This is a genomic window from Shouchella xiaoxiensis, from assembly GCF_016907895.1.
Taxonomy (GTDB): domain Bacteria; phylum Bacillota; class Bacilli; order Bacillales; family Bacillaceae_D; genus Shouchella; species Shouchella xiaoxiensis.
On the sequence record NZ_JAFBCV010000025.1, the window covers coordinates 1 to 22,530 of the forward strand.

Here is a 22,530-nt window from a genome sequence, read left to right on the forward strand (position 1 = left end):
AAAAAATTAAGCTACCACACACCGATAGAGTTCGGTAATATGGCAGCTTAATAAGTAGGTGTTTTATTACTGTCCCAAATGACTAGGTCAGTCTACAAAACCTCCAGTTTTTTAATGAAACATTGACTAACAGTTCTTACGACAAAAAAGCGCGGAAGGTTTAGGTAAACCCCTTCCGCGCTTTTCCTCGTGACTATTAATTATACTGTTTTTAGAAATTGCTTTGCCGTTTCTATAGAGGACTGTGGATTTTGTCCAGTAACAAGCTTTCCGTCGGTGTAGACGTTTTCCTGCCAATCATCTTTTGCAAGAAAAATAGCGCCTTCTTTTCGCAAGCGTGTTTCTAGTAAGAAGGGCATTTGATTAACTAGCTCAACGCTTTCTTCTTCCGTGTTTGTAAATGAAGTTAGTTTACGATTAGAAACGAGATACTCTCCATTCTCTAGCAGCACACCCGTTAACGCTGCTGGTCCGTGACAAACCGAGCCAATGCTTTTATCGGCAACGTAAAAATCACGCAATAGCTGTTGTAATTGCTCATTATCAGCCAGATCAAACATTGCGCCGTGACCACCAGGCATGAAAATCCCATCATAATCAACAGATTTTAATTCAGCAAGCGGGATTGTATGCTTAAGTAACTCCGCCATTTCATGCCACTGTTCTGGAATAGCCCCATCATCAAGGCTAGCTTGATCAATTGGTGATTCGCCGCCTTTAGGACTAGCCACGGTTACTTGATATCCGGCATTAATAAATTCTTCATATGGCTCCGTAAACTCAGATAACCAAATTCCGGCTAAATGATCATTGTTCATTGTTGCCCCGTTTGTGACAACCATTAATATATGCTTCTGACTCATGATTAACTCTCCTTTATTCATGCTTAAACTTTGTCTTCCCCGTCAAAAAGATAAATAAACAAAAAAATCCCCTGGTGAAAAATTCCAAGGGGATTTCCGTTCACAATCATGCCTTATTTAAAACATATGTCCGAATGGCATGTGCTACTCCGTCCTCATTGTTTGATTTCGTCTCAACGTCTGCACTTGCTTTTAATTCAGGTATCGCATTTGCCATCGCAACCCCACAGCCAGCAAATTTAATCATTGAAAGGTCGTTGCCGTTATCACCAATACACATAACCTGTTCGCGATTAATGCCCAATTTCTCTGCAAGGTGTTTTACCGCGTTACCCTTACTTGCTTCAGGATGTAGAATTTCCAAGAAAAACGGGGCACTTTGAACCATCTCATATTTATCTTTCACATCAGCAGGTATTGCGTTTATTGTTTTTGCTAAGCGATCTGGCTCGTCAATAAACATAATTTTAGGTAAAGCGATTTCTTTTTCAACCTCTTCTAGCTTACGATAAGAAAGAGGAACCTGCGTTACAAATGATTCGTAAATCGTGTATGGACTGATGTCTTGATTCGTTGTGTACAAACGTTCCGTATCGAAGAAATGCATCGGTGTCGCTAAGCTTTCAGCTAATGACGTTAAATCCGATAAGTCTTGATAACTAAGCGTAAGTGATACAATCGATTCCTTCGTCGCATTGTTTTGCACGACTGCACCATTGTAGGCAATGACATAATCATCCTCACCATCTAATTCCAAATCAATTAAATAGCGTGTCACGCCCCCAAGCGGTCGGCCAGTACAAAGTACAATTTTTGCACCTGCTGCTTTTGCTTCTTTTAACGCCACCTTGACGCCTTCCGTTACTTCATGTTGATCATTCAGTAGCGTACCATCCATATCAATTGCAATTAGTTTATACAATCTGTCCACTCCATTTACTCTCTTTATTTAAATAACGTACTTACGGATTGTTCCTTATGAATGCGATAAATGGCCTCAGCTAGAAGCTCTCCTATTGACAAGACTGTCATATTATCCAAATACTTCTCAGTGCTTAATTCAATTGTATTTGTTACAACAATCTCTTCAATTGGTGCAATTTTTAAGTGATCAATAGCAGGTCCTGTCAATACAGGATGTGTGCAACAAACAAAAATACTGGCAACTTGGTGATCAGCTAAAGCATTTGCAGCAAGTGTTACGGTTGCTCCTGTGTCAATTAAATCATCTATGATAATCGCATTCATACCGGCCACTTCACCAACAATTTGAACAGATTGTGGGAAGCCTGGTTCTGGATGCCGTTTATCAATAAACGCAATAGGTGCATTTAAATATTCTGCTAACCTACGTGCTCGACCAAGTCCCGAAGTGTTAGGTGCGACAACAACTGGTTCTACTAGTTTCTTCTTTTTAAAGTAATTCGCCAAGAGAGGTATCCCTTGTAACGGGTCAACGGGTATGTCAAAAAAACCTTGAATTTGCGGCGCATGTAAGTCAACGGTTACGACCCGATTCGCACCAGCAGTCTCCATTAAATTCGCAATAAGTTTTGCCGCAATCGGCTCTCTTGATCTCGCCTTCCGATCTTGTCTTGCATATCCATAATAAGGAATTACCACATTAATCGACTTTGCCGAAGCACGCTTTAATGCATCAATCATGATCAGCAATTCCATTACATGCTCATTCCCCGGCTGACCAGTAGATTGAACAATAAACACATCTGCGCCTCGAACACTTTCTTCAATATGAATTTGAACTTCTCCATCGCTGAAACGTTTAACAGAACTTTTTCCGACTTCACAGCCTAATAACAAAGCAACTTCCTTTGTTAATGACGGATTGGATTGAACCGTAAATAATTTAAATTTGTCATTTACTTGATAGCTCATTTTAATCTCCTCCGCACTTTCATTCATCCTTACTAGTTTAGCTTACTTTTAGATAGAGCTCAAACGCAGAAAGTACTGCATGATGTAAGAATAATCATTCAATACGAAAAGGGGTGTGTTGTGACACCCCCCCCCTTTTGATTATGCAAATCCTTTAGCTGTCATCGTGAGCGGAAGCGCATCCGGCTTTTGACACGTACTTTCCATGTTGTAATGGGTACCTTCTTCTGATGAGCGCAAGACACCGTGCATCGCTTCAAGCACATGATAAGCTAAATCTCCGCTTGCGCGGGGCTCTCTTTTTTCTAAGATAGCTTGAGCCATATCTAGAACACCTAAACCTCTACTGTTTTCCTGGAAGCCATAAATTAAAGGTACTTCGGTAAATCCTTCTGCACCTTGACGTTTAATGAAAACGGGTCCACCAAACGTATTTGGATCAGGTAATTGTATCGACCCTGTTGTGCCGTGAATTTCTAAATTAGGTGTTTGAGAACCCCAGACATCAAAGCTTGTCGTTAGCGTAGCTATGACACCGTTGTGAAAATCAAGAACGCTTGATAAATGAGTAGGCGTTTCTACTGTTATTTTCTCTCCATAATTTGCAGGGCCAGTCGCAAAACGTTCTTCAAATGCTTTTCCTGTTGAAGAAGTTAATCGTCTAATTGGACCTAATATAGAAATAAGCGCGGTTAAATAATAAGGACCCATGTCAAATAATGGACCTGCGCCTACTTTATAAAAAAATTCTGGATTTGGATGCCAGCTTTCGGGCCCATGGCTCATCATAAAACCGTTTGCAGCAACTGGACGACCTATCCAACCATCTTCAATTAATTTCTTACATGTTTGTAATCCACCACCAAGAAAGGTGTCTGGAGCCGCACCAAGAAGGACGTTCTTAGCTTTCGCCAATTCTTTTAATTCGATTGCCTCTTCTATTGTTAAGGCTAACGGCTTTTCTCCATAAGAGTGTTTACCCGCTTCAAGCGCTCGTTTATGTACGACGTAGTGGGCAGACGGAATGGTCAAATTAATAACGATCTCGATTTGTTCATTTGCAAAGAAATCATCCATCGTTTGCGCAGTCACACCTCTATATTTTTCCGCTTGCTTGCTTGCTTGTGCAAAATTCAAGTCTGTACATGCAATGATTTGTATCGCCTCAAAACGTTCATTCATCTGTAAATAAATATCACTTATGTTGCCACAACCAACTATTCCAGCTTTAACAGGTTCCATTTTATCACTCCTCCTAAATGTCCCATATAGTATAGCGCTTTCATAGAATTACGTAAATAAAAGTGGGGAATTTAATCCCCCACTTTCTTATGGCCAGTAATAACCTGCGCCAGTTGTTTCCGCTCGGCTATCCACATGTGTAAATGTATTGTATCGAATAATCCCACTGAAACCACATGTTCTTGCAACATCTGCCATTCGCGTTGGTGTCGCTGATGAGGCTACATCCGCCGCTGAACCGTATAGATGCATGCTATTACTCGCTCCACCTACATTGGAATTGTGATTACGGCTGCGGAAGCCCGAATTAATTGATAAGGGAATATTCCCTAGCTTTCTGCGCATTGCTTCCAGCTTGTACATCAAACGTCGAACATTTTCCTGTACCTGCGAGGCTGACAGAGCACCATTTGAGAACTGTGCACCATCCTTTGAGTGGAACTCACTCCAATTAAAATGACTTGTAGAGCCATTGCTAGCCTCTAAATTGTTTAAAGCTGTATGCGTTTGTTGTCCAGCTATCCCATCTGCTGTCAAACCATAACTTGCTTGAAAACGCCGCACCGCCCCTTCTGTGCCAGCCCCAAACTGACCATCTACAGCAATAAACGTTCGACTTGCTGTTGCTGCTGCATATCCAGCAACTCGTATTTGCAGTTCACGAACATCATTGCCACTCATCCCACTACGAAGTACTCTTGTCCAATTATAAGCCATAAAAAAACCTCATTCCTTTTATTATTAGCAAGGCGCCTGCTACTTCTAAAAGAGGAATGAGGATCAAAAAAACAAAGAGAGCTCTATTTTTTTGAAAGGATTGCATCAATTTTCGAAATTTCTTTGTTTGTAAATTCAAGATTGTTTAACGCTTTAACGTTTTCTTCAATTTGCTCAACTTTGCTTGCTCCAATTAATGCAGACGTTACTTTCCCTTCTCGTAAAACCCACGCTAAACTCATTTGCGCGAGCGACTGGTTTCGTTCTGAAGCAAGTTCATTTAATTGAGTTATTTTAGAAAGCATCTCTTCATTAATTGAATCACGTGATAAACTCGTTTCTTTGCTTGCTCGAGAACCTTCTGGAACGCCATTAAGATATTTCGATGTTAACAGTCCTTGAGCTAATGGCACAAAAGCAATCGAACCGACACCATTTTTTTCAAGGACTTTTTGTAAGCCATCTTCAATCCACCGATTTAGCATCGAATAAGATGGTTGATGAATCAGCAGTGGTGTCCCTAATTCATCGAGAATTTTTAACGCTTCTGCTGTTTCTTTTGCATCGTAATTAGATATGCCTATATAGAGTGCTTTTCCTTGCCGAACAAGCAAATCAAGTGCTTGCATTGTTTCTTCAATCGGCGTATTTGGATCAGGTCGATGATGATAAAAGATATCGACATAATCAAGGCCCATTCGTTTTAAACTCTGATCCAAACTCGAAACAAGGTATTTTTTTGATCCCCAGTCTCCGTATGGTCCATCCCACATTTTAAAGCCAGCCTTACTTGAAATGATTAATTCATCTCTGTATGGAGCTAAGTCGGTTTTCAACATCTCACCGAAGAACAACTCTGCTGAGCCAGGTGGCGGACCATAATTATTCGCTAAGTCAAAATGCGTAATTCCTAGATCAAACGCTCGCCTAATCATATTTCTACCATTCTCGCGCGTATCAACTGCCCCAAAATTATGCCATAGTCCTAAAGAAATAAGCGGTAGCTGAATTCCTGAATTTCCAGTCTTACGATAGTGCATATGCTCATAACGAACTTCAGACGCTTGATAAACCATGCAAACCCCTCCATAAACGTTGTATCTTTTATTGTAAGCGGTTTATTTTTTTCTTTCCACTGATATGCTTATCCGTTATACTAAATGAATAACCATTCATTATTAAGGAGATGAGTTCATGACTACAAGAGAAAAATTAGATGCACTTGCAGAAAAAATGACGAATGATCCCGAAAAAATATCTGGGTTCAATAGAAAATACCAGTTTGAATTAAAGCCAGAAGCGCGCTACGGGGTTCAATTTTCAGATGGTCAAGTTACTGTTGAAACGGATCCAGCTGTTAATGAAGATGCTTGTACGTTAAAGATGAGTGAAGCCAATCTACATAAATTACTTGAAGGAGATTGGAATCCAACAGTTGCGTATATGACTGGTCAATTAAAAATTGATGGCGAAGTTAAACATGCACTAAAGCTACACGAGATTGTGAAGCATTATACGTAAAAAAGCTCACCACTTTCCTTTCGGTTAGTGGCGAGCTTTTGCTCATTTCTTATTCATTTGCTTTGTTTTTAACGTCACCTTTGACGTTCTGAGCTTCACCTTTAACCTTGTCTTTCTTGCCATCTGCCTGCATTTTCCTATTGTTTGTCGCATTTCCTACTGCATCTTTTACTGCGCCCTTCGCTTTGTTCCCTGCACCTTTAAGTTTATCTCCAGTTCCATTATCACTCATGAAAAACGCCTCCTTTGTTATTACTGCTTACTATAGACGTTTTTAATCGATTCTAAACCCCTTATTCAACAGAGCTAGAAATTCCCCATGCATGACGTATCCTATCCATTAAGTCCATTACATCTTTCGAGAGTTGAAGATAAGCTGGCTTCCCAGTAAGGATCGCTTGTTCCATTGCTACCGCTTCATATCTTAATGCGTCAGTTGTTACACTTGTTTCAATTGTTTCTGTTGCCCCACTTGTTACTGTTACTACTGCTTTTACTGCTCTCGGAAAATCATCAATATGAATAAATCCCTTTTCACAAATAAGCATGCCCCGTTTGGGCATCTTTGCTCGAAATGCGAGCGAAACGGTCGCCATTTCATCTAGATCATTTCTTAAAAGGATGGTTGATTGTTCGTCTACACCTGTATGAAATGGTTTAACCATTGTCTGAATTTCAGTTGGTTGGCTAGAAAGAAAAAAGCGCGTGAACGACAGTGCATATGTACCAATATCTAAAAGCGCTCCACCTGCTAATTCGGGATTAAAGAAACGATTGTTCGCATCGTCATCTTTATAGCTTCCAAAAGTCACATGAATCATTTTCAATGCGCCCATTTCACCTGATACAAGCTTATCTTTTATTTTCTTATAAAGCGGCATATGATAAATGGTCATTGCTTCCATTAGAATAAGACTTCTCTCAATAGCAATCTTCATAAGTTTTTTTAACTGAGCTCCATTAACCGTAATTGCCTTTTCACACAGAACATGCTTTCCCTGCTGTAGACTTCTTTCGATAAGTTCATAATGGTTTGAATGAGGTGTTGCAATATAAACAATATCAATTTGTTCATCTTGAAAAAACGAATCATAACTTCCGTGCGCATATGTAACCCCATGTTGATTTGCAAAATCATCTGCTTTTGCTTGCGTTCTTGAACCCACACTATAAATCGTCCTGTCTTTCTCCCTTAGCATTGTTGCAAATTCTGATGCAATAGTACCTGTCCCAAGTATTCCCCAATTATGTGTAGTCATGGTTACCTCCCCGTATATTAAATCGTTTTTTATCATTTTGTTACAAAAAAGAACCTCTTTCATTAATCATACTCGTATTAAATCTCAAACGCTTGCAATACGTTCTCCTTTCCAGTAAAATCGATTGACTTGCTTACATTATTAGCAGTTGTTAACGTACGTACAACTCATAGAAAGAAGGGGGAACCGATGGGGATTATTGTTGTAGAAATTTGTGACGGTAGCTTAATTAATCAGATTGATGTTGAATCCATTCTAGAGAATGAATATCCGGAAGTCGCTGTTATGATGAACGAATGCCTATCAAGCTGTGGATTGTGTGCAGTTCGTCCTTATGCAATGGTAAACGGTAAAAAGATTTTTGCGGAAACGCCTGAAGCTTGTTTAGAAAAAATTAAGCATCGCATTGACCTTGAGCTCGCTTTGTATAAATTAGATTAAGGAAGTTGTTAACGTTTAAACGTCTTAACATAGTTACAAGATGGATGCCATTTCCTCGAACGTTTTTTCTTCTCTCTACTCAGCTATGGAACCCTTTTAATCCTTTCTGTATTTTATGCTAACATTTACTCAACTGAGGCAAGATAAGACAAGTGTATAGATAAAAAGGTGGAAAACCATGTTTGAACTCTTATTATTAATGCTCGAACGACTCGGGCTTATTGTTATGCTCGCCTTTATTGCGACCCGCCTCCGTTTTTTTCGAAACATGGTCTCTTCAAACCATTTAACGAGAAAACACAAAGGGACCGCTGTGTTATTCTTTGGTTTCTTTGGAATTATTGGAACGTATTCAGGAGTAACCTTTCACCCTGAATCACTTATTCTACAACGAATAACCTTTGGAATTCCTGAAGACGCTGCCATTGCTAATTTCCGTGTAATCGGTGTTGTACTTGCTGGTTTATTCGGGGGCTATAAAGTGGGCTTAGGTGCTGGATTAATCGCTGGAGTTCATCGAATGTTACTTGGGGGGTTTACAGCATTTTCATGTGGCATTGCCACGATTTTTGCTGGCGTATTTGCCGCATATTATCGAAAGAAAAACCCTCATGTTAGTAATCAGCCGATGCATATCTTTCTACTTGGAGCTCTTGCTGAAACCATGCAGATGGGTTTGATCGCTTTACTCGCGAGCCCCACAGCTGAAGCAGTAGCGCTAGTAAATACAATTGGGCTGCCCATGATCATTGCTAATGGGATTGGTTGTTCTTTGTTTTTGCTCATTATTCAAAGCGTGACGAAAGAAGAACAAAAAGCAGGCGCGCTTCAAGCACAAAAAAGCCTCAGAATTGCAGAACAGACACTTGTTCATTTTAAACATGGATTAACTAGTCAATCTGCTGAAGAAGTATGTCAAATCTTATATCGGGAATTAAATGCCCGGGCAATTGCAATGACGAACCGCCACACCATCCTGTCGCATATTGGCGTGGGCTCCGACCATCATAAAGCACATATGCCGATCCAAACTCGTTTGACTTCAGAAGTGATGGCCCAGAAGAAAATGGTGATCGCTGGTGACGATGAGATTCACTGTAAAGAACCAAATTGCCCACTAGGTGCTACAGTTATTGCGCCACTTATTATTCGATCAAAGGTTGTGGGCACACTAAAATTCTACTTTAATTCTAAGAAAGAAATAACATCATTAGAAACAGAAATGCTCTCTGGACTTACCAGCTTGTTAAGCAGTCAACTAGAACTAGCAGAAGCTGATCGCTCGTATCAATTAGCAAAGGATGCAGAAGTAAATGCACTACAAGCTCAAATTAGTCCTCACTTCCTTTTTAACACATTAAACACGGTAATCTCTTTAATTCGGATTGAACCATCAAAAGCAAGAACTATGCTTCATTCATTGTCCCAATTTTTACGTCAAAACGTCTCTGCCACAACTGTAAAACTTCACCCATTAGCTGAAGAGATGAACCATATTAAAGCCTATTTGTCGATTGAAGAAATACGGTTTGAAGATCGATTGACTGTTCGCTATGAAGTCGATGAGTCTTGTTTACATTATTCAATTCCACCACTGACATTGCAACCGCTGGTAGAAAACGCAATGAAGCATGGGTTTCAAAATAAGCGGGAGAACTGTTTATTAACAATTGTCGTAAAAGAGATGGGGAATCACATTTATCTGTCCGTGCATGATAACGGTTCTGGTTTTGATCCCTCTAAAATAGATAAAGCCGGAATTGAGTCGTTTAAAACTAACACTGGTACAGGAATTGGACTTTTTAATAGCAATAAGCGGCTACAGATGGTCTTTGGACAGCAGGCATCATTAAATTTCCAGTCTGAACCAAACAAAGGGACAACCGTGCAGTTTCAAATTCCTAAAAGCGGAGTGATTTAACATGAAGAACAAACCGATTCGCACACTTGTTGCTGATGACGAAAAGTACAGCAGAGAAGAATTGCTGTACTTACTACGTTTTTTCCCACGTATTCAAGTGATTGGCGAAGCTCAGTCTGGACAAGAAGCAACAGCAAAAATTTTAGAGCTTCAACCAGACCTGTTATTCTTAGATATCGAAATGCCCGAAATGAACGGTACGCATGTTGCTTCAATTGTAAAGCAAATGAAAAACCCACCTTACATTATTTTTGCTACAGCTTATCCTCAGTTTGCTGTGGAAGCGTTTCAACTTCAAGCAAAAGGATACTTAATTAAGCCGATTGATGAAACGCATTTAGCCGAAACCATTTCGCACGTTGAGGAATCACTTATGCTCACATCACAAAAAAAAGAGTTAAACACAACAGCAAAATTAGCTGTTGAAAAAGATGACACCATTCATTTTTTAGATCCAGAAACAATTGCTTACGTCTACCGAGATGAAAAAAATACAAAGGTAATTTCTGAAACAGGGTCCTATGAAATCAAGCTACCCTTAAAAGAACTCGAGGCTCGTTTAATGTCCTATTCGTTTTTTCGAGTTCACAAAAGTTATTTAGTAAATACAACGTATATATCAGAAATGAATGCATGGTTTAATGGAGCTTATCAGCTCAGCTTAAAAGGAATTCCTGAACAAATTCCCGTAAGTCGTAACTATGTTAAACCACTACGAGCAAAAATCGAATTATAGAGCCAGCATCTTGGCTCTTTTTTTTGACCTTTCACGCCTCATTTTCGACATGTTACGACAAAAACAAGCACAGTGGTTGCTATTCCTTATACACTCTAGATATGAAAACGCATTCACTAGGTGCGAGGGGGAACTTATATGTATACATTTATCGGAGCACTTTTGCTCTTACTCTTAGGTTATTTTACGTATGGAAAATTCGTTGAAAAAGTCTTTCAACCAAAAGAAGAGCGGACAACTCCTGCTTATACAAAGCAAGACGGAGTCGATTATTTGCCAATGGGCAAAAACAAGAATTCATTAATACAATTAATTAGTATCGCTGGGGTTGGACCGATCTTCGGACCGATTATGGGTGCGCTGTACGGACCAGTCGCTTTTATCTGGATCGTCATTGGCTGTATTTTTGCCGGAGCTGTGCATGATTACTTAACAGGAATGATTTCCATTCGAAATGGTGGAGCTCACTTACCAGAACTTGCTGGACGTTTTCTAGGAAAAGCAATGAAGCATGTTGTAAATGCTTTCTCAATCTTATTACTACTGTTAGTAGGAACTGTATTTGTAGCTTCTCCTGCAGATTTACTTTACGATTTAACAAATGGATCAGTACCTGTTCTTATCTTTGTTATCCTTATCTTTATTTACTTTTTATTAGCAACCATTCTTCCTATTAATAAGATTATTGGAAATGTCTATCCATATATCGGTGCATTACTTCTCTTTAGTACAGTCGGTATTGGGGCAGCCTTAATTTGGAACCAGGCTCCTATTCCTGAATTATCATTAACAAATACACACCCTGGTGGCGCGGCAATCTTCCCGCTGTTATTCCTAACCATTTCTTGTGGTGCTTTATCAGGGTTCCATGCTACTCAATCACCGATTATTTCTCGTACAACGCAAAAAGAAGGTCAAGGAAGACGAATTTTTTACGGCATGATGATTGCTGAAGGTATGATCGCGATGATTTGGGCTGCCGCTGCAATGAGTTTATTCGATGGTCCTGTTACGTTAAATGAATTAATTACAACGATTGGAACAGGTGGAATTGTGTCCGAGATCTCTACGATGATGCTAGGACCGATTATCGGTACACTTGCAATTCTAGGAGTTATTATTCTTCCGATCACGTCTGGTGACACAGCTTTTAGAAGTGCACGCATGATTATTGCTGATTACATCAAAATTCCACAGGTTAAAATTATGAATCGAATTTGGGTTGCTGCACCACTCTTCATTATCTCGATTATTTTAACAACTGTTGATTTTACGATGTTATGGCAATATTTTAACTGGGCGAACCAATCAACTGCCGTCATTGCCCTATGGATTGGAGCTATGTTCTTATTCATTGCTCGTCGCAATTACTGGATTGCCATTGTGCCTGCATGGTTCATGAGTGTCACGGCGGCAACCTATATAATGAACGCACCTATAGGGTTTGGACTGCCAATGCAAACGTCTGTTATTATCGGTATTGTCTTCACGATCTTATTAACGTTCTTATTCTTTAAAGCTGCTAAAAAACGCAGAGCAAATAACCACCCGCTTGAGGAAGACATATCGAACTGGGAAAACAAAAACATCGCTTAATTAAAGAAGCTTCTCATTAGAGAAGCTTCTTTTTTATGGCCTACTGCTTTTTATGAGCTCTAATTTGCTTCACATAATCCGGTCCATCCATTGGATCATCAATCTTCATCTCAATTAAGCATAGCTTATCTTTTGATTCAATTTCAGCTTGCTTGAGAGCTTCTTTGAATTCACCCACTGTGCTAACAACGGTCGAATAGGCCTCTCCTCCAAAAGCATTGGGTAATTGACTATAGGACCAATCAGGTATGTTATTATACGCTTGATTTTTCGTTTCTGTATTTAAGAATTTTTCAATTGTATAACCCTTGTTGTTTAGTACAAAAAGAATTGGCTTACAGCCATGGCTAAGCATCGAACTAATCTCTTGCGCTGTGAGCTGTAATGATCCATCTCCAGTAAATAGCAAAACGCGTCGATCTGGTTCGGCAATACAGGCCCCAAATGTTGCTGCTGTCGCAAATCCGATTGATTGCCAGCCACCTTGCTTAATATAACTAACCTCCTTCTTCATTCTTGCTTGCGATAAGCCATAAAAGAATGTTCCTGTTTCTGTTATCACAACGTCTCGCGCTTTAATGAAGTCTTGAATGATTGGATAGTAATTTGAAGCAGATAAAGCCGTGTCCTTTTCCTCAACTGTGCCGTTATCATATGGAAATACAGTATCAGGAATCTCCTTCATTTGTCTTAATCCAGAATGGCTTAACTCCTCTAAGAATCGGATAGCCTTTATATTATTGTATTGAGCTGTGCCTATTTTAACAGAGTAAGGCTGAACGTCAATCAACCTATTCTGTTCAATAGTTGCCGTAAAATTAGCGGTATTTGTATCAGCCCAAACTAAACCAACTGCGATAACGCAGTCTGCTTGCTCAACAACAGCTTTAACGGATTCTTCACCAAAATCTCCAGCATAAATTCCAATGTAATGTGAATGGCTTTCATCAAAAGCTCCCTTCCCATACATCATGCAGGCTACTGGTATGTGCAACGCTTCAGCTAAACCCTCCATTATTTTTTCCAATTGAAAACTTTTTGACTTTGTATCTGCTAGTAGAACTGTACTTGAACTTGTTTGAATTCGCTCCTTAACATGGTTCATTGCATCATCAAAACTTTGCTTATCTTCTTGAAGAATATCGAATTTCGTTTCTCGCTCAACTATTCTTTCTGTGACCAGGTCATCAGCCACCATCAAATAAACGGGCTTTTTCTTTTCCTTTGCTATTTGAATCGCTTTAGGTATTTCAATTGCCGCGTTCTCTGGCGTTAATACTGCACTATACGCCGATATCTCCTCAAACATTCTTTTAAAAACATAGAAATCACCATTCATAAGCGTATGATGAACTAGCTCCTGGTTCTCTTGTTTATGACTATCAGGTGCTCCTACTATATGGATAATCGGGATATTTTCACAATTCGCTCCTGCTATCGCATTCGCTGTACTCAATTCGCCGACACCAAACGTTGTGATCAGTGCGGATAATCCCTTCAAGCGCGCATATCCATCTGCAGCATACCCAGCGTTTAATTCATTTCTCGCATTAATGAAGGTTAACTGGTCATCCGCTTCCAATAAGTCTAGTAATGCAAAGTTATAATCTCCTGGGACACCAAAAATATCGGTTAAGCCCTCATTCTTCAAACAAGTATAAAGAAACGATCCTACAGTTTGAATTGCTTTCTCTTCTTTGTTTTCTGTCGTTTGAATCATCAATAGTAGCCTCCTAGCTTCATTAGCATTCTTAATGATGGTATACCCTCGTTCTCGTTCAAACTAACGAAACAACACGAAAAAGATAGTCCAACCTTAAAAAAGACTACTAAAATTCCAACTTTTCCTAAATAATGAAATCAACCAACTGCGTTATCGATCACTCGAATCAAAAAGAATAAAAAAGAATTTTGTTGAAGGAAATGGTCGAGAGCATGCAGAATTAACTATTTGCAAAAGAAAAATCTACGCTTCACATAATGATCAGTTCCCTCACATTATCAGCTAAATAAAGATAGTTATTTTATCACAGTCCACTGACAATCATTCATTAGCAAACCAAAACTTATTACTCATTTTTCCTTACTTTAATGAAACACTTTTTCTACATAAGTTGAACTACAACTACTTAAAGGGGGTGTTCTATAGATTTAAATTGTTTGAGCTAGACAATATTGTTGTATGTTTGGATCACTTAATAATGATACGTCTAATTGTTTAAACAGGTAATTGATGCATGAATTAAGTACTACTACAACGTATTCCTCTCGTTAATATAGCCTGTAATTGCATTCGTTAATTCCCTATATTAACAAACCTCCCTCAACAAAATGTGTACCTTGCCCCCTCTAACAAGGCTACACACTTCATTTCACAAAAAAACCCAATCTCTTCATAAGAAGAGATTGGGTTTTTCGTTATTCCCACTCGATTGTGGAAGGTGGCTTACTCGTTACATCATAGACAATACGATTGACGTGATCGACTTCATTTACGATTCGAGTAGAAATGATTTCTAGCACGTCCCAAGGAATACGAGCCCAGTCGGAAGTCATTCCGTCAATAGACGTTACTGCACGAATTCCAACCGTGTAATCATACGTACGCGCATCTCCCATAACGCCAACGCTTCGCATGTTTGGTAGAGCCGTAAAGTATTGCCAGATTTCTCGCTCAAGACCAGCTTTCTTAATTTCTTCACGCAAAATCGCATCCGACTCTCGAACAATCGTTAGCTTCTCATCCGTAATTTCACCAAGAACTCGAATCCCTAAACCAGGGCCAGGAAAAGGCTGTCTCCAAACGATTTCATCATCAATACCTAGTTCAGAACCTAGTGCTCGTACCTCGTCCTTAAATAAAGCATTTAAAGGCTCAATTAATTCAAATCTCATATCTTCAGGTAATCCGCCCACGTTGTGGTGAGATTTAATTGTCTGTGCCGTGTCAGTACCAGATTCAATAATATCTGTATAAAGCGTTCCTTGAGCTAGGAAGTCCATTTTTTTATCTTTTAGTTTTGCTGCTTCTTCATCAAACACATAGATAAATTCATTCCCAATAATTTTACGCTTTTGTTCAGGGTCCGTTACACCTTTTAATTTACCAAGAAAACGATCAGCTGCGTCGATTTTAACAACATTCATATTAAACCCTTCACTAAACGTTTCCATCACGCTCTCAGCTTCGTCTTTACGCAATAAACCATGATCAATGAACATACATGTGAGCTGATCTCCAATAGCTTTGTGAATTAAGACTGCTACTACAGACGAATCCACTCCACCGCTCAACGCACATAAAACGTGGCGATCTCCCACTTGCTCGCGAATTTTCTTAATTTCTTCTTCAATGAAGTTCTCCATCGACCATTCGCCTTTTGCTCCACAAATTGTAAAAGCAAAGTTTTTCAATAGATCATTACCAAATTCTGAATGACGAACTTCTGGATGAAATTGAACACCATATAACTTTCTTGATTCATCACTCATTGCCGCTACAGGACATGCAGGATTTGAACCATCTACTGTAAATCCTTCAGGTGGTGAAATAATTTTATCACCATGACTCATCCATACCGTTTGTTCTATCGGTAAACCTTTAAACAAATCTGATTGGTTTTCAACATGTAAAACAGCCTTACCATATTCACGGTGAGACGCTTTTTCTACTTTACCACCAAAGTGATGCGTCATTAATTGAACACCATAACAAATGCCTAAAATAGGGATATTTAAATCATATATAGCTGGATCACAAGAAGGAGCTCCTTCAACGTAAGCGCTGTTTGGTCCACCTGAGAATATGATACCAATAGGGTTTATTTGTTTGATTTCCTCAGCTGTAATCTTATGAGAGTGCAGCTCACTATAAACACCTAAATCCCTGATACGACGCGTAATCAATTGATTGTATTGCCCTCCAAAATCTAATACGACAATCGTCTCATGATTTGTAAATTCCATCACTTTCACCCTTTACAAAATAATTCTATCTAGCGTAGTACATTGTTGCTATGCACAAATAAAACGGCTACAAGAACAATGCATAAACTCCATTGCCTTTGCAGCCCCATATAGTGGTTGCTTTTTATCATCTTTTTATAAAACACTTGTTTTTATACAGCTTATACAAAATCAATCATAACAAGCTATACTTAGCACGGTCAAGATTTGATTTCTGTGAGGATATTTTTCCAATTTTCATTGAATCGTTTTCGATCAAAAGTAGGATTACTATCACTGTATATAAACGATTCGTACGTCTCTGTCAGTTGTACCATATCCGTACTATTTAGTTCTAAATCAACGTAGCGTGCATACTCTTTCAGCGTTTGAGTTTGTGAACGTTTAAACCCATGCAAATGTAAAACCCATAGGAGCTGCTCATACGATCGTGCATATTTCTCATCTGTATCATTTGTAGCGTTCTGCTTGCGCAGTAAATACCCTCTTGCTATTGGTCTTCTAAATAAGAAAGCCACCAGGAAAAATCCAGTCATGCTCAAAATCACAATCAAAGTCGCAAATTCAGCTGTACCTTGGTCTTGATCCGCTCCACCCTCTCCAGAAACAGCTGCTTCCTCATCTGCCTCAGGTTCTTCAGGAGATTCTTCAATAAGCTCTTCCGTATCTTCCATTTCTAGTACATCGTCAGCTGATGTATCATCCGTTTCTATTTCTGGTTGCTGAAACGTAAATCCTGAAAAACTTGGAGTCGGTTCAAAAGGGACCCAACCAGCTTCAGGGAAATAAACCTCAACCCATGAATGAGCATTGTTGTTGGTGACGACATATTCATTATAATCGTCTCGTTCCTGACTTTGACCTTGAAGCTCTCCTTCTGTAAACCCCTTCACCCACCTCGCAGGTATGTCAAGAGAACGAAGCATAACGACCATTGCTGTTGAAAAGTTATCGCAATAGCCTCTTAATGTTTCAAACAAAAATTGATCAACATAATCTTCGTTTACTGCTGGAACGGGAACATCCTCCGTCTCATATTCGAATGTAGGACCACTTAGGAAGCGCTCAATAGTTTGTGCTTTCTCATATTGGCTCTCATCTGCATCAGTAAGTTCTTGTGCTAGTTCTTGAACCCTACCTGGCAAGCTGTCTGGTAACTGGAGATAGGGCTGAACATCAGCAAAATTAGCTTCTGAATAATTAGGTAGTCCAATTGACCGCAAGCCTTCTACCATAAAAGTTTGATCCTGAAAAGTAAGCGTATAGTCATTAGGTGGAATACTCTCATCTACCATTGTGACCAAGCTAGACAACGGATCAATTTGAATTGGTTTTGATTGTTGCTCGTGCGCAATGTATACTTCTTCTGAGATTAGCACCTCAGGATAAAACAAATGATTAAACTGTTGTTCTCCCTCGCTATAAAACTGTACATTCGCTTCTTGCTCTTCAACTTCTACGAATTGATCTAAGCGTTCTGTGTTGATTGATTCGGCGGGAGAAATGCTTCTTTCAGATCTGTTATCTAGGTCCGAAAGCTCCCAGCCCGATCCCGTATACACATCTTTTGTTTCACCTTTCCAATAATGACCTTCTTGGACAGTCGCAATAAAAACAGGTGTATCATCATTTATAAAGCCACCACCAAGAACCCGATCATCGTCGCTATAGCCAATCCGCTGCACAGGAGAGCCAGCTCCTCCTGATGCAAAACCAAACGCAGATTGTATATAAGGCAATGGGTCTGGCCACTGTGGTTCAGGTTTTGGCATGGCGTAGCTTATTGAAGCTGCAACCATAATAAAAACACCAATAAAAGCCCCTATTCGACTTAATGCTCCAAAAGAATAAACTGCTTTTGAGCCGTCTCTTTCTCCTTTTCTAATCAAATGCAGCGTAACAAATAAAAATAAGCCAATCGTAAATAGTCTGATGATCGACCAACTACCGTCATACTCACTAAACGTATCAATTGTGCTTATGTAAATAATACTCATAAGCAGAAAGACCAAGATCCTTCTAGCATGTACAATCCAGTAGTATAACAAGTAACTTAAAATAGATAAAAGTAAGAAGAACAGCATCGTTCGATACATATCTGTTAATCCAACCACATCTCCAGATGACAATAAAAAAGTGTTGTAAAGGAAATCATCAATAAAAAAAGTGAACCAACTATCTTGATTGCTGGCTGATGGAAACAACCAAAACAAACAAGCAAGAACCACAGTTCCTCTTAGTAAAAGAGAAACGACAAGCGGCAGACGAAGAAAAGTAATGACAAAGAACAAGATGGTTCCGACAACAAATGTCGTTACACCGTGGCTATACGTTAAATGAGGAACTGGATAAAGCCACTCTAATAATAAAAGAAATCCAAACATGTATAACAAAAGATCGCGAAAAAATCGATTTTTTTTATGCATGGTTCGAATACCCCCTATCAGAGTTACTTTGAATCTGCCCAAAATATGTTACGCCTAGCTGTCTTAATTCTTTTAACTCATCTGTAGAAAGATCTCTTGCTACAACTGCATACACATCCATTTTCCGCTGTACAAAATGCTTTAACAAATCTAAATACTGCTCAGTTACATATGCGGTTACAACGATAAAAACTCCTTTATTCTCCTCTTGAACAATCGGTAGTTGATCTTGTTTATTTCCAACTGGTTGGGCTAATGCAAATACCCTTAATGCGCGCATCCAAGAATGTTCATCTACATGAACATGTGTCCACTTATTGTTATATACATAAAGGCTTAACTGCGCTTTCTTTTGAATTAACGTCGCACATAATGATGCTACGTCTTCCACACTTTTTTCATACCAGTGGTCCATGTGATTTGAACGGTTAGCGGGTGTAAAATGAATAACAGACAGCTCATCATTTTCTTCTGTTTCAAATTCTTTTGTTAATAACCCATTAAGATTTGCTGAACGTTTCCAGTCAATCCTCGTTAGTCGATCGCCTGGGGCATATTGACGCGTCCCTGATATAGAATGGTCATCGTTCCCTTTATTTAAGCGTTTTGCTAATTTAGAAAATGCATACAAATTCTCCGTATTCTCAATAAAATGATACGGCGGATAAACAAGGAGATTCGTCGAAACATTGACAGTGCGCTTAACCCAAAATAATCCGAATAAATCATTTGCATAAATAACCGTTTGATCAAACGCATAGACCCCCCTTTTAGAGGGTTTCGCTTGATATGTAAAGGCTATTTCTTTATCAAATGAGAAGAAAATCATCGCGCTGCTTTTTTCAGTTAGAATGGAGTTCGGTACATAATCAATTAACTCATAGTAAAAAAACGGGATTAGCCGAGGTTTTGAAAGTTTAATTACTACTTCAATTGTATCTCCCGCCTCTACTTCCGTTGAAGACAATGTCCGCTCAGCCCTTAACCCTAATACAGATAGCAAAGGAATAAAACAGGAGCTTAAAAAAACAAGTGCAAGACCATAAAATAAAAACCAGCTTACAAAGCCTCCCTGAAACATGGCGTAAACAAAACTGCCAGAAAAAATGAGAATGGTAAGCACCCATTTAAAAAGCAGTATACCAATCGTTTTAAGTGACTTTTTATTCATTAGGTTACTTGCCTTTTGCGGTCTACGGGTACGCGAATATGCTTGATCACTTCTAATAATACATCTTCAACCTTCTTTTCTTTCATAAGTACATCGTTTTTTAAGCGAATCCGGTGACTAAGAACATAGGGGGCAACTTTCTTTACATCGTCTGGAGTAACAAATGCTCTCCCCATTACGAGCGCATATGCTTGACTTGTTCTCATTAAAGCAATTGAAGCCCGTGGGCTTGCACCAAGTTCAATTTCTCTACTCAAGCGTGTGGCATGGATTATATTTAGCAAGTACGTTTTTACAGGTTGATCAATAAATACATTTCTCGTTTCTCTTTGAAGTTCAATTAATTCTTCTAATGTTATTACATTTGAAAGAGTTTCAATCGGATGGGCATGCTCAACTCGATTTAAGAGCTCCAATTCCTCGTCAAGAGTAGGGTATCCTAAGCGAATTTTCACAAGAAATCGATCAAGCTGCGCTTCAGGAAGTGGAAAAGTTCCGGCATATTCGATTGGATTTTGAGTTGCCATAACAAAAAAAGGAGAGTGAATTGTTATTGTCTCACCGTCAATCGTCACGTTTCCTTCTTCTAGCGCTTCAAGGAGGGCTGATTGCGTTTTAGGAGACGTTCGATTTATTTCATCAGCTAATACGACATTTGCCATGATCGGTCCAGGTCTAAACTCAAACAACTGTGTTTTTTGATTGTAGATTGATACGCCAGTAACATCTGATGGCAGTAAATCTGGTGTAAATTGAATTCGCTTAAATGAACCCCCTATTGACTTAGCCATCGCTTTAACAAATACTGTTTTTCCGACTCCAGGTACGTCTTCAAGTAAAACATGTCCACCAGCAAGAAGAGCCACTAAGCTTAATTTAATTTCTTCGTTTTTCCCAATAATAACTCGTTCGACATTTTTAATTATTTCATCTATTTTACTTGTAGTTGTTGTTGGCAATTGCTAAATCCCCTTTACACTAATCTCTTTTCTATATTGTAACATTCATGCGCCAATTTGACATTACACTTAGTTAACTTCTTTTCCCCCAAAAAAACGCGTTATTCAACCGAACAACGCGTTTTTTTCTATATCTCTTTTAGACGTTTCATTGTTTCCATAAGGTCTAATTCAATTTGTTTCCATGTTTCCTTCTCTAAGAACAGTTTGTGCATTTTCGGTATGAACTGTTCTTTAAAAAGGTGTTTATATTCTTCTGTTCCTTGTTCTGGTAACTCACTTTTTAGGTTGGACACGACTTTTTCAATTTCTTGAGCACGAGGTCCCCATTTTCCAAGTTCCGTTCCTTCTGCGTCTAAAAATACAATAATTGGAATGGAGCGCGCTTTGCCATTTGTTAAATATTGATCCATTAATTCTAAATGTTGATCCCGATGTAAAAAAGAGACGTCGATCAAGCAATCTTGAGCTAATTTTAAAAAGATCGGCACGTTTACCATCGCATCGCCACACCAATCCTCGGTTAAGACAATTGCCTTCATGTGTTTTTTTATAATGGGATTCATTTGAATCGTCGCTTCTTCGCTGGGCTCGTATTGTTGATAAATCTGTAGTAACTTGTCCTGGTTTTCATTCATCCCTAAAATATATTCCTGGGCTGTAAGACCTTTGTTAAACCACTCCGTTAAATTCATTTCTGTTCAACTCCTTAGACCACTTTTTTCTATCGTACCATGACTTATAAGAAAACAATAAAAATCTGTTTTTAGAATCATAAATTACCCTTTTCTAGAAACACTATTCTAAAGGAGTGATTTGATGGTTTCACAAGTGGTAAGGTTAGGGTGTATTATTCTAACCAGTATAATGTTGCTTTTTTCATACCCCTCAAACCATACATATGCAAAGAGTGATAAACCTTTTTCGTTTGTCTGGATGTCTGATACGCAGTACTATTCCTTACATTACCCTTACATTTATGACAAAATGACGCAATGGATTGTTGATAACGCCAATCAAGCTACTTTGAAATATGTTGTGCACACAGGCGATATCGTTGATCATATGTCTAATGAATTTGAATGGATTCAAGCCGACTTAGCGATGAAGAAACTAGACCTGGCAAAAATCCCTTATGGAGTTTTAGCAGGAAATCATGATATTGGTCACGATCGCATTCAGTATCAAACGTTTAGTCACTATTTTGGAGTAGAGCGATTTAAGTCAAAAAAAACATTTGGTGCGGCTTACAAAGATAATGAAGCACATTATGACACGCTCTCCATAGGTGGACATAAATTCATCATTCTTCAAATTGGTTATGGCTGGAACAAAGATACCATCTCGTGGGCAAAAGAAGTACTCGAATCTCATCCCAACGACACAGCTATTCTAGCGACTCATCGCTATCTTCAAGTTGACGGGAAGCGCTCAGGTGACGGCAACGAACTATTTGAAAGTCTTGTTAAACCTTTTCCAAATGTGCAGCTTGTCCTAAGTGGTCATTTTCACGGTACTGCCCAAAAATTTGATCGTCTTGATGACGATGGGGATGGCATTAATGAACGTTTGGTTGTACAACTTTTATCCGATTACCAAGGGTATCAAAAAGGGGGCAACGGATTTATGCGGATCCTTACTTTTAATCCTTCAACAAGTTCCGTTACGATTGGTACGTATTCTCCTTACACAAATGAATCACTTTTAGAAAATGAAGATTTTCATAAAGCACCAATGAGCTTTAGTTTTCCAATGAAGTTCTAAGGGACTGCCCAAATCCTGCTGGTTCATCACCTTTTTGCTCGTACAACCATAT

The 22,530-nt window shown here is 39.0% G+C and carries 20 protein-coding genes; 6 read left to right on the forward strand and 14 right to left on the reverse strand.

What is annotated here, in order from left to right; genetic code table 11:
• Positions 1–200 precede the first annotated feature (200 nt).
• The 6 genes from JOC54_RS21885 to mgrA all read right to left on the reverse strand — a co-directional run bounded on the left by JOC54_RS21885 (position 201) and on the right by mgrA (position 5,794).
• Positions 201–863 carry a type 1 glutamine amidotransferase domain-containing protein gene (locus JOC54_RS21885; RefSeq protein ID WP_035441131.1) on the reverse strand — a complete coding sequence of 221 codons (663 nt, stop codon included), beginning with the start codon at positions 861–863 and terminating at the stop codon, positions 201–203.
• A gap of 106 nt (positions 864–969) precedes the next feature.
• Positions 970–1,785: a sugar-phosphatase gene (yidA, locus tag JOC54_RS21890; RefSeq protein ID WP_204469220.1), complete on the reverse strand. Its 816-nt coding sequence runs from the start codon at positions 1,783–1,785 to the stop codon at positions 970–972.
• A 23-nt stretch (positions 1,786–1,808) separates the two neighbouring features.
• Positions 1,809–2,759 (reverse strand): ribose-phosphate diphosphokinase, encoded by a 951-nt coding sequence (locus JOC54_RS21895; protein WP_204469223.1) that lies wholly within the window; start codon positions 2,757–2,759, stop codon positions 1,809–1,811.
• Positions 2,760–2,900: 141 nt separating this feature from the next.
• On the reverse strand, positions 2,901–4,001 hold the full coding sequence (locus tag JOC54_RS21900) for a Gfo/Idh/MocA family protein (RefSeq protein ID WP_035421884.1): 1,101 nt from the start codon (positions 3,999–4,001) through the stop codon (positions 2,901–2,903).
• 87 nt (positions 4,002–4,088) lie between these two features.
• Entirely contained in the window at positions 4,089–4,718 is a 630-nt protein-coding gene (locus tag JOC54_RS21905) for a D-Ala-D-Ala carboxypeptidase family metallohydrolase (protein WP_204469226.1), read from the reverse strand.
• An 83-nt stretch (positions 4,719–4,801) separates the two neighbouring features.
• Entirely contained in the window at positions 4,802–5,794 is a 993-nt protein-coding gene (gene mgrA, locus JOC54_RS21910) for an L-glyceraldehyde 3-phosphate reductase (protein ID WP_204469228.1), read from the reverse strand.
• Positions 5,795–5,912: 118 nt separating this feature from the next.
• On the opposite strand from mgrA, the gene JOC54_RS21915 reads away from it, so the two are divergent.
• Positions 5,913–6,239: an SCP2 sterol-binding domain-containing protein gene (locus JOC54_RS21915; RefSeq protein ID WP_204469230.1), complete on the forward strand. Its 327-nt coding sequence runs from the start codon at positions 5,913–5,915 to the stop codon at positions 6,237–6,239.
• A 49-nt stretch (positions 6,240–6,288) separates the two neighbouring features.
• On the opposite strand, the gene JOC54_RS21920 is transcribed toward JOC54_RS21915, so the two are convergent.
• A complete protein-coding gene (locus JOC54_RS21920; protein ID WP_204469232.1) occupies positions 6,289–6,471 on the reverse strand; it encodes a CsbD family protein in 183 nt (60 codons plus the stop codon).
• Between the two features lie 61 nt (positions 6,472–6,532).
• Positions 6,533–7,498 (reverse strand): Gfo/Idh/MocA family protein, encoded by a 966-nt coding sequence (locus JOC54_RS21925; RefSeq protein ID WP_204469234.1) that lies wholly within the window; start codon positions 7,496–7,498, stop codon positions 6,533–6,535.
• Between the two features lie 189 nt (positions 7,499–7,687).
• On the opposite strand from JOC54_RS21925, the gene JOC54_RS21930 reads away from it, so the two are divergent.
• The 4 genes from JOC54_RS21930 to JOC54_RS21945 all read left to right on the forward strand — a co-directional run bounded on the left by JOC54_RS21930 (position 7,688) and on the right by JOC54_RS21945 (position 12,192).
• Positions 7,688–7,939 carry a YuzB family protein gene (locus JOC54_RS21930; protein WP_035421181.1) on the forward strand — a complete coding sequence of 84 codons (252 nt, stop codon included), beginning with the start codon at positions 7,688–7,690 and terminating at the stop codon, positions 7,937–7,939.
• Positions 7,940–8,117: 178 nt separating this feature from the next.
• Entirely contained in the window at positions 8,118–9,860 is a 1,743-nt protein-coding gene (locus JOC54_RS21935) for a sensor histidine kinase (protein ID WP_204469236.1), read from the forward strand.
• Position 9,861: 1 nt separating this feature from the next.
• Entirely contained in the window at positions 9,862–10,596 is a 735-nt protein-coding gene (locus JOC54_RS21940) for a LytR/AlgR family response regulator transcription factor (RefSeq protein ID WP_035421183.1), read from the forward strand.
• A 138-nt stretch (positions 10,597–10,734) separates the two neighbouring features.
• Positions 10,735–12,192 carry a carbon starvation CstA family protein gene (locus JOC54_RS21945; protein WP_204469238.1) on the forward strand — a complete coding sequence of 486 codons (1,458 nt, stop codon included), beginning with the start codon at positions 10,735–10,737 and terminating at the stop codon, positions 12,190–12,192.
• A gap of 40 nt (positions 12,193–12,232) precedes the next feature.
• On the opposite strand, the gene JOC54_RS21950 is transcribed toward JOC54_RS21945, so the two are convergent.
• From JOC54_RS21950 to JOC54_RS21975, 6 genes are all read right to left on the reverse strand, one after another.
• The gene (locus JOC54_RS21950; RefSeq protein WP_204469240.1) at positions 12,233–13,912 is read right to left on the reverse strand and encodes an alpha-keto acid decarboxylase family protein; all 1,680 of its coding nucleotides are present in this window, start codon (positions 13,910–13,912) and stop codon (positions 12,233–12,235) included.
• 698 nt (positions 13,913–14,610) lie between these two features.
• Positions 14,611–16,158 (reverse strand): glutamine-hydrolyzing GMP synthase, encoded by a 1,548-nt coding sequence (gene guaA / locus JOC54_RS21955; RefSeq protein WP_204469243.1) that lies wholly within the window; start codon positions 16,156–16,158, stop codon positions 14,611–14,613.
• A gap of 200 nt (positions 16,159–16,358) precedes the next feature.
• The gene (locus JOC54_RS21960; protein WP_204469245.1) at positions 16,359–18,584 is read right to left on the reverse strand and encodes a transglutaminase TgpA family protein; all 2,226 of its coding nucleotides are present in this window, start codon (positions 18,582–18,584) and stop codon (positions 16,359–16,361) included.
• Complete coding sequence (locus JOC54_RS21965) at positions 18,577–19,755, reverse strand: DUF58 domain-containing protein (protein ID WP_204469247.1); 1,179 nt, start codon at positions 19,753–19,755, stop codon at positions 18,577–18,579. The genes JOC54_RS21960 and JOC54_RS21965 overlap by 8 nt, the downstream gene beginning before the upstream one ends.
• Complete coding sequence (locus tag JOC54_RS21970) at positions 19,755–20,714, reverse strand: AAA family ATPase (protein WP_035421192.1); 960 nt, start codon at positions 20,712–20,714, stop codon at positions 19,755–19,757. The genes JOC54_RS21965 and JOC54_RS21970 overlap by 1 nt, the downstream gene beginning before the upstream one ends.
• A 128-nt stretch (positions 20,715–20,842) precedes the next feature.
• Positions 20,843–21,409, reverse strand: coding sequence for a thioredoxin family protein (locus JOC54_RS21975; protein ID WP_204469249.1), 567 nt, complete (start codon positions 21,407–21,409; stop codon positions 20,843–20,845).
• A 124-nt stretch (positions 21,410–21,533) separates the two neighbouring features.
• On the opposite strand from JOC54_RS21975, the gene JOC54_RS21980 reads away from it, so the two are divergent.
• Positions 21,534–22,478 carry a metallophosphoesterase gene (locus tag JOC54_RS21980; protein WP_204469251.1) on the forward strand — a complete coding sequence of 315 codons (945 nt, stop codon included), beginning with the start codon at positions 21,534–21,536 and terminating at the stop codon, positions 22,476–22,478.
• The last annotated feature ends 52 nt before the right edge of the window (positions 22,479–22,530 follow it).